Below are 12,805 nucleotides of genomic sequence, written 5' to 3' on the forward strand. Positions count from 1 at the left end.
TATTTTTGCAATCGTAAATGATTAAAACTCTTTTTATTAGTCTTTATTTTTTAATCGGTTGTCTTTTAGTATCAGCACAGGACAACAGCAATATACTATTGTATAAAGGTGAGCAATCTTTTAAAAGTAAAAGCTTTGACAAAGCAACCTCTTATTTTTCCGAAGCCTTAAAGAAAAAAGATAACTTTGATGGACATTATAACCTAGGCAATGCCTTCCACAAAAGAAAAATGTACACCGAAGCCAAAGCCGAATACGAAAAAGCCTTAGCCCTAGCCAAAAATAAAGAAGACCGCATGGCAGCACAGTATAATCTGGGGAATAATGAAATGCAAGAAAACAATTTTGATAAAGCCGCAGAACATTATAAAAAAGCCTTAAAACAAGACCCTTACAACGAAACTATTCGCAAAAATTATAATATTGCTAAGCTAAAACAAAAAGAAAAAGAACAACAGCAAAAGGCTCAGCAAGAATCTAAAAACGAAAAACAAAACCAACAAAATAATAAACAATCGAAAGACGAAAACAGTCAGAATCCATCGCAAGACCCACAGAACCAAAGTCAGCAAAACCAAGGTGAGCAGAAAGAGCAAGATGGTAAGGGCAATGGCAACAACCCAAAACCTAAGGAGGATGGTAAAGGCAATGGTTTCTCTAAAGAGGAAGAAGAACGCATTATGCGCAGGTTAGAGGGTAAAGAGCGAGAAACTGCCAGACGAATTTTAAATCGTAAGGCACAACTAGACCCTAGAAGTAATGACAAAGATTGGTAATGTTTAAACGCTGGTGTCACATATTATTTTGGATTTGGTCTGCAAGTATCTACGGGCAGGTGACTTTCCATGCCGATACTGATTTAAAGGAACTCAAAGCAAACGAAGCCGTAAGGTTTACCGTATTTCTACAAATCAATGGTGCGGAATATGTTCAAGAATCGCTATTACAGTTACCCGATTTTTCAAAATTTGATGTGATAGACGATGGCTCTACACGAAACACCTTTGTAGACCCAGCCAAAAATATCGCCGTTGCCCAAGTGGTATACCAAGTGCTATTATTGCCTAAAAAAGCAGGAAAGATAAAAATGGGAAGTGCCTTGGTGACCATCAATGGAAAAATCTATAAAACCGAACCTTTTGATATTTTAGTAGAAGGCAAATCCGAGCCTGCTACCGTAGCCAAAGCCAATGACGAAATACAACTAAAACTACAATCTAAATCCAAAAGAGTTTATCAAAACCAACCAACCATTGTGGTATTGAGAGCCTTTACGAAAAATATAGACAATTTCCAGAAACTATCTGATATCAAAATTCCAAAGACCAACGGACTTACATTCTACCCTATATCGCAGAAAACAAACGATATAGAGCAAGGGTCGGGTAATTTATCGCTATCCAAAGTATTAGGCGTCTATTTACTTTATTCTACCCAAGGGGGCACTGTGGAAATTCCAGAAATATCTGCTAAAGTTTCTAATGCAGGAAAAACGGAAAAGGTCAACACCCAAAAAGTAGATTTAAAAATCAAAACGCTTCCTAAAAATGCCCCTCAAAATTTTAAAAATGCGGTGGGCGATTTTAAATTAGATATCAACTATCCTGATGATAAAGAATTAGAATTAGATCAGCCCACAAAAGTAACGATAAAACTTTCAGGAATTGGAAATTTTGATAAAATTCAATTACCAAAAATTATTAATAACTCCAAATTCCAAACATTCCAACCTAAAATATCTAAATCTATAAAGCCTTCTACTCAAGGACTAAAAGGCAGTGTTCAAGCAGAATATATCATCATTCCAAAAGATTCAGGGGATTTATCTATTGCGGTAGAACCTTTCTCTTTTTTCAACCTTAAACATGAACAATACGAAACCATAAGTCCTGAAATACAACATTTTAAAACTAAAACAGCCGCTAGTGAGACTATTAATGACCAACAGATTGAAAAAATGATAGACAACACCAACAAAATGTTGGATTTGGTAAAATTACCTCATATTGATAAAAAGCAATCTGAATCTAAAAATCGTTGGTTATTCTATGGACTAAATCTTATTGGATTATTAATTATTGCTAGTCTTTTTTACTTTTTCATAAAAAACAGAAGGAAAATCAAAAAATCTATAATTCATTTAAAATCAGAATATACCGAAACTAAGCCAGAATTAAATTTTGATTTTGAACACAACTACTCTCAACTAAAAAGTGCTTTAGAAGAAAAAAATGACACTTTATTCTTCAAGGCGTTTCAAGATTTACAAGAGAAAACCATGGCTTATCTAGATACGAGTTATACTAAACTCAACCATACGATAGAAGCAAAATATGGTCATAGAGTAGCGGAAGAATATCGTCTTTTAGTTTCTAAAATAGAAGTAGAAAAATATACCCCTATTAAGGATTGGGAGCAACTGAACCAATTGTATTATGAAATCATTAATTGGCATCATCGCATTGTGGGATAACCAATATTTATTCTTACTTTTGCAAAAAATTTAAATAATGGATTTTATCGGGGATTTTTCAATCAAAGAATCAATGACCAGTTTTATGGTCTTATTTGCGGTAATTGATATAGTAGGGTCTATCCCAATTATTGTATCGTTAAGAAAACGCTTTGGGCATATCGAGTCAGAAAAAGCGGCGATTGTGTCTGGCGTATTAATGATTTCTTTTTTGTTTATTGGGGACAAAATTCTACAATTTATTGGTGTTGATGTCAATTCATTTGCCATTGCAGGGGCTTTGGTTATTTTCGTGATTGCCTTAGAGATGATTTTAGGGATAGAAATTCATAAAGCTGGGGAAGTTAATGCCGCGTCTATTGTGCCTATTGCTTTTCCATTAGTTGCTGGTGCTGGGACTCTTACCACTACCCTATCACTTCGTGCAGAATATAGCCCCATTAATATCATTATCGGGATTGTGCTTAATATTGTGGTGATTTATATCGTATTAAAATCTGCCAATTGGCTAGAGAAAAAATTAGGAGATGCTACTTTAATGATTTTCCAAAAGGTATTTGGTATCATATTATTAGCTATTTCTATCAAGCTATTTACGGCTAATTTTGCTCAATTAATTTCTAATTATATTAATATTTAATTCATCATTATGAAACTTTTTTATAAAATCTTTCTAATTATATTCATTATTTTTATCGGGATTAATCTTTATGCCATAGATTGGAATTTAGGATTTATGGATAATGAAAATACCAAGTTCATCTTTTCTATTGCTGCTGGAATTTTAGGTATTTTATTGGTTTTTGTGTTACATAACTGGAGCCGATTATCGGATAAAAAGTAAGTGGAAAATATCCTTACTAAAAAATCCTACAACTATTTTCAGAACGGGATAACATTATACAAAAAAAGTCCAAACAACTAATCGTTTGGACTTTTTTAACTTTATAGTAAAGTCAATCATTTTACTGACTTTTCATCTCTGTGTAATATTGGAAAAAGTACGGAATACTTTCAATACCTTTGTAGAAATTAAATAGTCCATAGTGTTCATTTGGCGAGTGGATGGCATCGGTGTCTAGACCAAAGCCCATCAGTACGCATTTAGCGTTAAGCACTTCTTCAAATAAAGCCGTGATAGGGATACTTCCACCACTTCTAAATGGTAAGACTTCTTTACCAAAAGTTTTTTCCATCGCTTTTTTAGCCGCCTTAAATTCTTCGGTATCACTTTTTAGGACATAAGGCATTCCTCCGTGGTGTGGCGTTACAGTAACTTTTACACTATCTGGGGCAATATTCATAAAGTGTTTAGAAAACTTTTCGGTAATTTCTTCCGGCGTTTGGTTGGGTACTAAACGCATAGAGATTTTTGCAAAGGCTTTGGAAGGAATTACAGTTTTTGCACCTTCGCCAGTGTAGCCACCCCACATCCCATTAACATCTAAAGTTGGACGAATAGAGGCACGCTCCAAAGTTGTATAGCCTTCCTCACCTTGTACGCCTTTTAGCCCAATTGCTTTTTTAAAGGATTCTACATCATCTTTTAATTTATTCATTTCGGCACGCTCTTCTGGCGATACCACTTCTACATTATCGTAAAAACCTTCTACTGTAATTTTACCTTCATCGTCAATTAAACTGCCTATCATTTTTGATAACACATTAATAGGGTTTGGCACAGCACCACCATACAAACCAGAGTGTAAATCTCGATTAGGTCCTTCCACTTCTACTTCTACATAACTAAGCCCTCTAAGCCCCGTGGTTACAGTAGGTTGCTCCATAGAATACAATCCTGTATCCGAGATTAAAATCACATCACAAGATAATTTTTCTTTATTTTCCTTTAAGAAATCGGCAAGACTTGATGAGCCTACTTCTTCTTCCCCTTCAATGATGAATTTCACATTACAAGGTAGACTATTGGTTCTCATCATCGCTTCAAATGCTTTTAAGTGCATAAAAAACTGACCTTTATCATCAGCAGCGCCTCTCGCAAAAATGGCACCTTCTGGATGGAGTGGCGTTTCCTTTACCACAGGCTCAAACGGTCCACTTTCCCATAATTCCAATGGGTCTGGCGGTTGCACATCGTAGTGACCATAAACCAAAACCGTAGGTAATGAAGGATTGATCATTTTCTGACCAAAAACAATTGGATAGCCTTTCGTTTCGCAAACTTTTACATCCTCTGCCCCTGCATTTTTAAGGTGTTCCGCTACGGCATCGGCACAGTCTAAAACATCTTGATTATAAGCTGGATCGGCACTTATAGAAGCTATTTTCAGTAATTCTATTAACTCGTCTAGAAATTTTTGTTTGTGTTCTTTAATGTAATTTTGTGTCTCTTGCATTAGTTTAAATTTTGATTGAGTAAAGATAAAACTTTTTGATGGATTGGGAAAATGGTGGTTTAATTCTGCTCAAATTCCTTAATTAATCAAAGAATTTATTCTTATTAACCGATAGCAAAATCTTTATTGTCCTAAAACTAAAAAACTGATTTTTCTCAAATGTTAACAAAAATTAATATTAGAATTTCGCCGACTACTTTTTTATGATGATATTTGCTCTACGAAAATTATAATAACAATTTAAAACATGGGAATAGGAAATATTTTTAAAGCATTCCAGCCAAAAGACAAGGTGTTTTTTGCGCTTTTTGAAAAAATGGCAAATACTTTAGTGGATATGTCCAAAACTTTTCACGAAGGAATTAAAAATTTTGATGCTAATGACGATGAATTTCTAAAGAAAATTAGTGACTTCGAGCATCAAAATGATGATATGACTCACCAAATTTATGTGGAGTTAGGTAAAAACTTCATTACCCCTTTCGATAGAGAAGACATCCATCATCTTGCCAGTGGTTTAGATGATATTGCAGACTATATCTACGCATCTTCAAAATATATTCTACTTTATAAAAGCCCAGAAAACCAAGCGTTTGAAGAATTAGCATTATTAATTCATAAAGCATGTTTGCAAATTCAAGTAGCGATTGAAAATTTAAAAGAGTTTAAAAATCCTGCCGCAGTAAAAGAAGCCTCTATTAAGATTAATAGTATAGAAAATATCGCCGATGATGTGCATAGCAATGCTATGACAAAACTTTTTGAAACTACAGATGCCATTAATGTCATTAAAGTAAGTAAAGTATTGGACTACTTAGAAGAAGTGACCGACAAGGCAGAAGATGTAGCAGATATTTTAAATAATATCATCATTAAATACGCTTAATTCAACAAAATATTAAAGTATGAGTTTTCCGATACTTCTTATCGTGATCATTGCATTAGCTCTGGTTTTCGACTATATCAACGGCTTCCACGATGCTGCCAATTCTATTGCTACCATTGTTTCTACTAAGGTATTGACCCCCTTCCAAGCAGTACTTTGGGCTGCACTTTGGAATTTTGCAGCATTTTTTATTGCCTTTTACATTGTAGGGGAATTTAAAATTGGAAATACCATCGCAAAAACCGTTAATGAAGATTTCATCAATTTAGAAGTGATTTTTGCAGGGCTTGTAGCCGCTATCGCATGGAATTTATTGACATGGTGGTTTGGGATTCCATCTTCTTCGTCCCATACCTTAATTGGGGGATTTTTAGGTGCAGCGCTGATGCACGCTTTAGTTACAGATTATCATCAAATCGCCTTGGCACAAGCAGACTTATCTACTTTTGAAACGATAAAATTGGCTTTTAAGCAACTCTTTAGCCAAGATGTAGTAAAGTACGGTAAAGTAATTCCCATCTTCCTATTTATCTTTATGGCACCCTTTATAGGGATGGTAGTTTCTATAATTATCACTCTGATTATCATTAATATTTGTAAAAGATCCAACCCTCATAAAGCGGAAAAAGCCTTTAAAAAATTACAATTGGTATCGTCAGCGTTGTTTAGTTTAGGTCATGGTTTGAACGATGCTCAGAAAGTGATGGGGATTATCGGTGCGGGTGTGATCTACTATCATGTGTCTATGGTAGGTGGGGATGATATCTATGCTACCATGCCCGCTGCTGATCGTTTTAATTTCTTTGCTAAGCACTATGTTTGGGTACCTATTGCCTCTTTCGTAGCCATCGCTTTGGGGACTATGAGTGGCGGATGGAAGATTGTAAAAACTATGGGAACTAGAATTACCAAAGTAACGCCATTAGAAGGTGTAAGTGCGGAAACCGCTGGTGCATTAACGCTATTCCTTACCGACCATTTCGGTATTCCTGTATCCACTACCCATACCATTACAGGATCTATTATTGGCGTGGGACTTACCAAAAGAGTATCTGCCGTGCGTTGGGGGATTACCATCAGCCTATTGTGGGCGTGGATATTAACCATTCCTATTAGTGCTATTGTAGCAGGAATTACTTATTTAATCGTGATTATGTTTTAAGGCTTATGCCACTTTATAAAGAATTTTCAACCCAAGACACGGCACTACTGGTATGGAAGCACCACCCAGATACCGAGTCTTGGGTTGATGATTTATCGGACGCTACTAATCGTTCAGTTTCTAAACAATATGAAAAATTGATGATTAGAAAAATGTTGCAATCAGCATTACCGAATCATCAATTATGTTACGAAGATAATGGCTCACCTTATGTAGAACCGCTATCTGCAAAGATTTCTATCAGCCATTCTTATCCATTCGCCGCACTAGCGATTTCAAATCAAAATATTGGAATTGATATTGAAAAACAACAGCCGAAAATCCTGAGAATTAAATCTAAATTTTTATCTGATACCGAATTAAAATGGCTTAAAAATGATGATTTAGCACTTCTAACTATTATTTGGAGCATCAAAGAAAGTTTGTATAAAATCCACTCTAAGAAGCTTTGGTCGTTTAGAGTGCATTATCACATTGATGAATTTTCGCTTAGTTCTTTAGACCATATTTCTTGCCATATTATTGAGAATGAAGAGATAACACATTATAAAGCCTCGGTGCAATTAATTGATACAGATTATGTATTAACTGCCGTTTATGAAGTGTAGTCTTTATTCAGCTGAACAGCAATTTTTCTTTGTTCTTTGGCTACATTATAAATTAATTCTAGCAACTCCTGAATGTTTTTTAATTCCGTTAAGTGCGTTACTTGTTTTGGATCTCGATTATTAAAAAACTCGTGCTCATCAATTTCTGCTTTTCGTTTTTTGATGAGCGATGCCACATAGTCCTCTGGTTGAATATCGCTTTTTTCGATAAGTACCTGACCATAAACTTCCCCATTGAGCAGAGTTTTAGTTTTGCAAAACTCCGCTTTGATTTTAGTTTCCCAAGAAGAAAAATCAATTTCGGGATAGTGCTTCTTCGTTTTGGCATATTGTGATAACGAGGCGATATAGGCTGTTAATAAATGGCTCGTCGTCACAAATTGATGGATATCTTCTAATTTTTTCTGTTGTGTTTTAGGGTCAGACAACATGCGTTGAAAATTATCCGAAAGATTCGCTAAGGCTATAATGGCATTTTTTCTTAGCAGTCGATACTTTTGGTCGTCTAAATTTTGATGTTGTAACAGGCTTAATACTTCCTCAAAATATTGAAAATTGCAATCTTGGGACACCTTCATCAAATTTTTATTCTGTGTATGTTCCCAAACTGGCAACACAAAATAGGACACGGCAAATACAACGACAACGGCAATTCCCGTATCAAAAATCCTATCTTTTAAAATAGTTTCAAAATTGCCTGGATTTAAAAAATTGAACGCAAGAAATACATAAATCGTCATAAACAAAACTGCCCAAAAGTATTTCGTCTGAAGCATAGTAAAGCACATCGCCATAGATACAAAAAGCAGTGCTAATAAGACGAATGCATTATGCACAAAATAGATAATCAACGCTCCAAAAATTGCGCCTACAAAAGTGCCGTACAGCCGAAGTAAATTTCTACTTTTGGTAATGCTATACGCAGGACGCATAATGGCGATAATAGTAATCAAAATCCAGTACGAATGCCCCAAACCATGAAAGGTCATTTTAGAAATAGCATATCCGATTAGCATTGCAGTGGTTACCCGAACAGCGTGCCTAAAATGGGTAGATTGTCTAGAAAAGTTAGTCTTAAACACCTTGAAATTAAGCGGTGCTTCTTTAGGTAAAAATTGTGACAAATCTAATCCCGACGATAAACTTTTAGCCAACTTTATATCATGTGATGTAATCTTATAAACCGATTTTATTTCCTCCGCAATCTCGGCAATTCGCATCATAATTTGACGCAAAATCATAAATTGGTCTAAAGTCTCGGCAGAGAGTTTCTTGGTTCTTAAATCAAAATAAGTGTTAAAACAATCTTCGATAATGGCATCGATGTTTTGTTTAGGCTTAGGCTGTTGCCCAATTTGAGTACTCACCCCAATATGATTGAGTTCTACGGCTAAAATGTGAAGGGTTTTATTGATTTTAACTAAAATTTTATCTTGACCAAAATTTTTATGTAATGCGCGATAATCATTTTCAGAAGTCATCAATTGCTCATAAAGGTCTATACTGCTGATAAAACTCAATACGAGGATTCGGCTTGTGGTGGTAGATTCATTCACAAATTTTCTAGTTCTAAATATCAGATCTCGCGTATCTTCTTGTATGTTTTTGATTAAAACTTGCTGGGTTAGCAACTGAGAAATCAATTGATCTATATCGGCATTTTTCGTATAGAATTTAGATTTTATTTCTAAGAATTTTCCCAGTTCTATATAATTATTCCCTACCATCTGTTTCGCCAATTGGTAAGGTTGTAGTTTGGCTAAAACCAAAAATAAAACCAGATACCAAATCGTTCCTGAGGTAAATACCAAAATACTTTTTAAAATATGGCTTCCCGTAAGATGCCCATCAATAAAAATAGCGAGAACTACCAGAGATAACCCACCTAAAGCAGCTAAACGCTGACCATACACACCTATCATATTGAAAAACAACCCCATTACGATAAGTTCTAAGAATACTAATACGGTATAATCTTTTAACAAACTCGCAATAGTCGTCACAAGAAAAAATGAAATGACAGCACCAATTAAAGTGTTACGTCTACGAATATAAGGTCCAGGTTGGTCTACAAAAGCAATAAAACTGGTTCCCAAAGGAAAGAGAAAAAAATCCTTAAACACCCCAAAATAAGTAAAAAGCAACGAAGGTACTAAAATGGCCAAAGATATTCTAATACCAGCAAAAGTATGATGATCAGAAAAGAATTTTTTTAGTTCGGTAGCGTAGTTTTTCATGGTGCAAATTTAGAAAATCTTAGAACGCATATAAAAGTATTATGTACTAAAATAAAATTAGCTCTATAAAAACTTTTGTCGTTCTTCGGGCGTTGGTAAATAGCAAGAGGGCGACATTAAATTCATACGATGCTTAGCTACCATATCATATAGTTTGTTACGAACCCATTGGGGGATAAATTTCCCCACACTTAATCCCTGAAATTTCCCACCCAAAATACTTCCTATTTTGATAATGGCATCGGATTTTTTAAGGTAAAACTCTTGTGGCTTCCATAGATATAGCGAATCGAAATCCTTTAAAGGTAAACCACGCTCTTTTAAAAACTGCTGACCGTACTCAGATTGCAATGCCATAAATCTAAATTGGTCTTTTTCGTCATGCTTTAGCACCCACTGCACCCAACGATTGCATAAGCCACAATCACCATCGTATAACAAATAATATTTGGAAGTGTCTAATGGCATGAATTAAGGTGTAACAGTTTCAATGATGGTGTTCATCAATCGTGTTTTTTTCGCTTGTTTTCGAAAGTAGGTTACCAATTCTTCTTTTTGTTCATCGGTTAATTTAGCCTCTTGATGTATGACTATATAAGAACCCAATGGCATTTCCCCCTGTTCTATTTCATCTGCACATTCGTCTAACTTCCGGGCTTGTACTCTAGGCTCATAAGTAGAAAATGTAGAAAAGTTAAGATGTTTTCTTCCCTCATCTACATGACGCTGAATAAACCATCCTAAAGGTTGAACTCTGGTATATTTAGGATAAACCGTTTCGTTGGAATGGCAATCATAGCATGCTGTTTTAATGAGTTGTGCCGTAGATTCTGGCGTATTTTTAGTATTTAAAAAATCCATTCCTTTGTTGGTAGCAGGAAGACTTTTGTCAATAGGAAAAAACTGAATTAGTATGCCTACGACAAATAAAATTAAAATTATTTTTTTCATCTCATTTTATATTTTTCTTGGGCAAAGATACATACTAAAAATCTATTTAAAAAAAATGGTGGAAAGTAAAAATTGACAGTAAACATTTTTTTGAGTATAGGTTGTGAATTTCAAATCATAGATGATGCTAACTTAGAGCTTAAAAGTGATTTTGTATAGTATAACAAACCGTAGTAGCATCTTCTGCGTCAGTAGATTTTAATCTAGTTTAAGCGGTTCTACGAAACAATATAAAGACAAAGTTTCTCATTCTTTTGCATTTTTTAAAAATAGTTTTATATTTGGGAGGTGATTATTTATTAATAAAGACAAATTATGACGGCAACGAGATTATTCGATTTTGCATATAAAGCATTAGAACAAGCCCCTAAGAAGGATGCACTTGTAACAAAATATAACGGCGAATGGAAAAAAACTTCGTCTTTGGAGTTCATCAATATGGGAAATAAAATCTCTAGAGGATTACTAAAGCTAGGGATAAAACCTGGGGATAAAATTGCTCTGATCTCTTCTAACAATCGTACGGAGTGGGCGGTGATGGATTTGGGTATTTTACAAATTGGAGCAGTGGATGTTCCCATCTACCCTACCATATCTGTAGAAGATTATATATATATTTTTAATAATGCAGAAATTAAATATTGTTTTGTCTCTGATGCCGACTTGTATGAAAAAATGAAAAATGTAAAACCTCAGGTGGAATCTCTTGTGGGCATATTTACATTTGATAAAGTAGATGGTGCCGCTAATTGGAACGAAATTTTGGATTTGGGCGAAGATGACGCTACTCAAGATGAAGTAGAAGCGTTAAAAAAAGGAATTAAAACCGAAGATTTAGCCACCATTATTTATACTTCTGGGACTACTGGAAGACCAAAAGGCGTTATGCTCTCTCACGAAAATATCGTGGCAAATGTAGAAGCGGCTACACCTATTATTTTAAAGAAAAAGCCTAAAGATGGTAATGCCAAAAGTTTAAGTTTCTTGCCCATTTGCCATATTTTTGAAAGGATGCTATTCTACTTCTATATCAATAATAGCATATCCATTTATTTTGCAGAAAGCATAGATAAAATGGGGGACAACATCAAAGAGGTTCAGCCACATTATATGACCGTAGTGCCTAGATTGATTGAAAAAGTATACGACAAAATTTACGACAAAGGCGTAAATGCAGGAGGGCTAAAAGCCAAAATTTTCCTTTGGGCACTCGGGGTAAATAAAGCAAAAAAAGAAATTGGTAAGCCAAGTTCTATCAAAGAAATCATCGCAGATAAACTGGTATTTAAAAAATGGAGAGAAGGTTTGGGCGGAAATATCATCACCCTTATTTCTGGCTCGGCAGCACTATCCCCAAGACTCAATAGAATGTTCCAAAACGCAGGAATTCCTATTTTAGAAGGCTATGGACTAACTGAAACCTCTCCCGTAATTGCCGTAAATACTTTTGAAAGAATGAAAGTAGGAACTGTGGGACCCGTGCTTCCTAACCTAGATGTAAAAATCCAAGGCGATGGAGAAATTTCCGTAAAAGGACCTTCGGTAACGAAAGGCTATTACAAAGACGAAGAAAAAACCCAAGAAGCCTTTACCGAGGATGGCTACTTTAAAACTGGGGATATTGGGCATATTGATGATGAAGGCTTCCTACACATTACCGACCGAAAGAAAGAAATGTTTAAAACTTCTGGTGGCAAATATATTGCACCTCAAATTATTGAAAATATGGCAAAAGCCTCAAAATTTATTGAGCAAATCATGGTGGTAGGCGAAGGCGAAAAGATGCCTTGCGCTTTAGTACAGCCCGACTTTAATTTTGCTAAAAAATGGGCACAAAGACACCACCTCAATATTGGGTCTACACTTGAGGAAATTGCTAAAAATCCAGAATTCAAAGCTCGTATAGGAAAAGAAATTGAAAAACTGAACACCAAATTAGGCAATTGGGAAAAAATTAAAAAATTTGAATTGACTCCAGAAGTTTGGGCGATTGAAACAGGGCTATTAACCCCTACGCTGAAACTTAAAAGAAAAATGATTAAGCAAAAATTTATCGATTTGTATAATGGCATGTACGGTCATACAGAAGAGTAATATCGGTTAATACATTAATTCTCCTATCCTTTTTGAA

At 35.0% G+C, this 12,805-nt stretch carries 12 protein-coding genes; 8 read left to right on the forward strand and 4 right to left on the reverse strand.

What is annotated here, in order from left to right; translation table 11 throughout:
• Positions 1–17 precede the first annotated feature (17 nt).
• Genes C237_RS0108950 through C237_RS0108965 form a run of 4 tightly spaced genes read left to right on the forward strand, consistent with a single transcriptional unit; the run spans position 18 to position 3,317 of the window.
• Positions 18–776 (forward strand): tetratricopeptide repeat protein, encoded by a 759-nt coding sequence (locus C237_RS0108950; protein WP_018676160.1) that lies wholly within the window; start codon positions 18–20, stop codon positions 774–776.
• Positions 776–2,473 (forward strand): BatD family protein, encoded by a 1,698-nt coding sequence (locus tag C237_RS0108955; RefSeq protein ID WP_083917665.1) that lies wholly within the window; start codon positions 776–778, stop codon positions 2,471–2,473. The genes C237_RS0108950 and C237_RS0108955 overlap by 1 nt, the downstream gene beginning before the upstream one ends.
• 37 nt (positions 2,474–2,510) lie before the next feature.
• The gene (locus C237_RS0108960; RefSeq protein WP_018676162.1) at positions 2,511–3,113 is read left to right on the forward strand and encodes a MarC family protein; all 603 of its coding nucleotides are present in this window, start codon (positions 2,511–2,513) and stop codon (positions 3,111–3,113) included.
• 9 nt (positions 3,114–3,122) lie between these two features.
• Positions 3,123–3,317 carry a hypothetical protein gene (locus C237_RS0108965; protein WP_018676163.1) on the forward strand — a complete coding sequence of 65 codons (195 nt, stop codon included), beginning with the start codon at positions 3,123–3,125 and terminating at the stop codon, positions 3,315–3,317.
• Positions 3,318–3,438: 121 nt separating this feature from the next.
• Here the strand turns inward: C237_RS0108965 and C237_RS0108970 are convergent, their stop codons facing one another.
• A complete protein-coding gene (locus C237_RS0108970) occupies positions 3,439–4,830 on the reverse strand; it encodes a dipeptidase (RefSeq protein ID WP_018676164.1) in 1,392 nt (463 codons plus the stop codon).
• 247 nt (positions 4,831–5,077) lie between these two features.
• Here C237_RS0108970 and C237_RS0108975 point away from each other — a divergent pair, with 247 nt between their 5' ends.
• The 3 genes from C237_RS0108975 to C237_RS0108985 are packed head-to-tail and all read left to right on the forward strand — an operon-like array spanning position 5,078 to position 7,486.
• On the forward strand, positions 5,078–5,716 hold the full coding sequence (locus C237_RS0108975) for a DUF47 domain-containing protein (protein ID WP_018676165.1): 639 nt from the start codon (positions 5,078–5,080) through the stop codon (positions 5,714–5,716).
• 19 nt (positions 5,717–5,735) lie between these two features.
• Positions 5,736–6,878: an inorganic phosphate transporter gene (locus C237_RS0108980; RefSeq protein ID WP_018676166.1), complete on the forward strand. Its 1,143-nt coding sequence runs from the start codon at positions 5,736–5,738 to the stop codon at positions 6,876–6,878.
• 5 nt (positions 6,879–6,883) lie between these two features.
• Positions 6,884–7,486 (forward strand): 4'-phosphopantetheinyl transferase family protein, encoded by a 603-nt coding sequence (locus C237_RS0108985; protein WP_018676167.1) that lies wholly within the window; start codon positions 6,884–6,886, stop codon positions 7,484–7,486.
• Here C237_RS0108985 and C237_RS0108990 read toward each other — a convergent pair.
• The 3 genes from C237_RS0108990 to C237_RS0109000 all read right to left on the reverse strand — a co-directional run bounded on the left by C237_RS0108990 (position 7,474) and on the right by C237_RS0109000 (position 10,674).
• Positions 7,474–9,723 (reverse strand): FUSC family protein, encoded by a 2,250-nt coding sequence (locus tag C237_RS0108990; protein ID WP_018676168.1) that lies wholly within the window; start codon positions 9,721–9,723, stop codon positions 7,474–7,476. The two genes, C237_RS0108985 and C237_RS0108990, sit on opposite strands and share 13 nt — an antisense overlap.
• A 63-nt stretch (positions 9,724–9,786) precedes the next feature.
• Positions 9,787–10,191: a thiol-disulfide oxidoreductase DCC family protein gene (locus C237_RS0108995; RefSeq protein ID WP_018676169.1), complete on the reverse strand. Its 405-nt coding sequence runs from the start codon at positions 10,189–10,191 to the stop codon at positions 9,787–9,789.
• Between the two features lie 3 nt (positions 10,192–10,194).
• On the reverse strand, positions 10,195–10,674 hold the full coding sequence (locus tag C237_RS0109000) for a heme-binding domain-containing protein (RefSeq protein ID WP_018676170.1): 480 nt from the start codon (positions 10,672–10,674) through the stop codon (positions 10,195–10,197).
• A 315-nt stretch (positions 10,675–10,989) separates the two neighbouring features.
• Here C237_RS0109000 and C237_RS0109010 point away from each other — a divergent pair, with 315 nt between their 5' ends.
• Positions 10,990–12,768 carry an AMP-dependent synthetase/ligase gene (locus C237_RS0109010; RefSeq protein ID WP_018676172.1) on the forward strand — a complete coding sequence of 593 codons (1,779 nt, stop codon included), beginning with the start codon at positions 10,990–10,992 and terminating at the stop codon, positions 12,766–12,768.
• Positions 12,769–12,805: the final 37 nt, after the last annotated feature.

Source organism: Riemerella columbina DSM 16469 (assembly GCF_000374405.1).
In the GTDB taxonomy this organism is placed as follows: Bacteria; Bacteroidota; Bacteroidia; order Flavobacteriales; family Weeksellaceae; genus Riemerella; species Riemerella columbina.

Coding starts and splice junctions, on each gene's coding strand:
- C237_RS0108950 (WP_018676160.1), top strand. CDS start 18: ATGATTAAAACTCTTTTTATTAGTCTTTATTTTTTAATCGGTTGTCTT.
- C237_RS0108955 (WP_083917665.1), top strand. CDS start 776: ATGTTTAAACGCTGGTGTCACATATTATTTTGGATTTGGTCTGCAAGT.
- C237_RS0108960 (WP_018676162.1), top strand. CDS start 2,511: ATGGATTTTATCGGGGATTTTTCAATCAAAGAATCAATGACCAGTTTT.
- C237_RS0108965 (WP_018676163.1), top strand. CDS start 3,123: ATGAAACTTTTTTATAAAATCTTTCTAATTATATTCATTATTTTTATC.
- C237_RS0108970 (WP_018676164.1), bottom strand. CDS start 4,830: ATGCAAGAGACACAAAATTACATTAAAGAACACAAACAAAAATTTCTA.
- C237_RS0108975 (WP_018676165.1), top strand. CDS start 5,078: ATGGGAATAGGAAATATTTTTAAAGCATTCCAGCCAAAAGACAAGGTG.
- C237_RS0108980 (WP_018676166.1), top strand. CDS start 5,736: ATGAGTTTTCCGATACTTCTTATCGTGATCATTGCATTAGCTCTGGTT.
- C237_RS0108985 (WP_018676167.1), top strand. CDS start 6,884: ATGCCACTTTATAAAGAATTTTCAACCCAAGACACGGCACTACTGGTA.
- C237_RS0108990 (WP_018676168.1), bottom strand. CDS start 9,723: ATGAAAAACTACGCTACCGAACTAAAAAAATTCTTTTCTGATCATCAT.
- C237_RS0108995 (WP_018676169.1), bottom strand. CDS start 10,191: ATGCCATTAGACACTTCCAAATATTATTTGTTATACGATGGTGATTGT.
- C237_RS0109000 (WP_018676170.1), bottom strand. CDS start 10,674: ATGAAAAAAATAATTTTAATTTTATTTGTCGTAGGCATACTAATTCAG.
- C237_RS0109010 (WP_018676172.1), top strand. CDS start 10,990: ATGACGGCAACGAGATTATTCGATTTTGCATATAAAGCATTAGAACAA.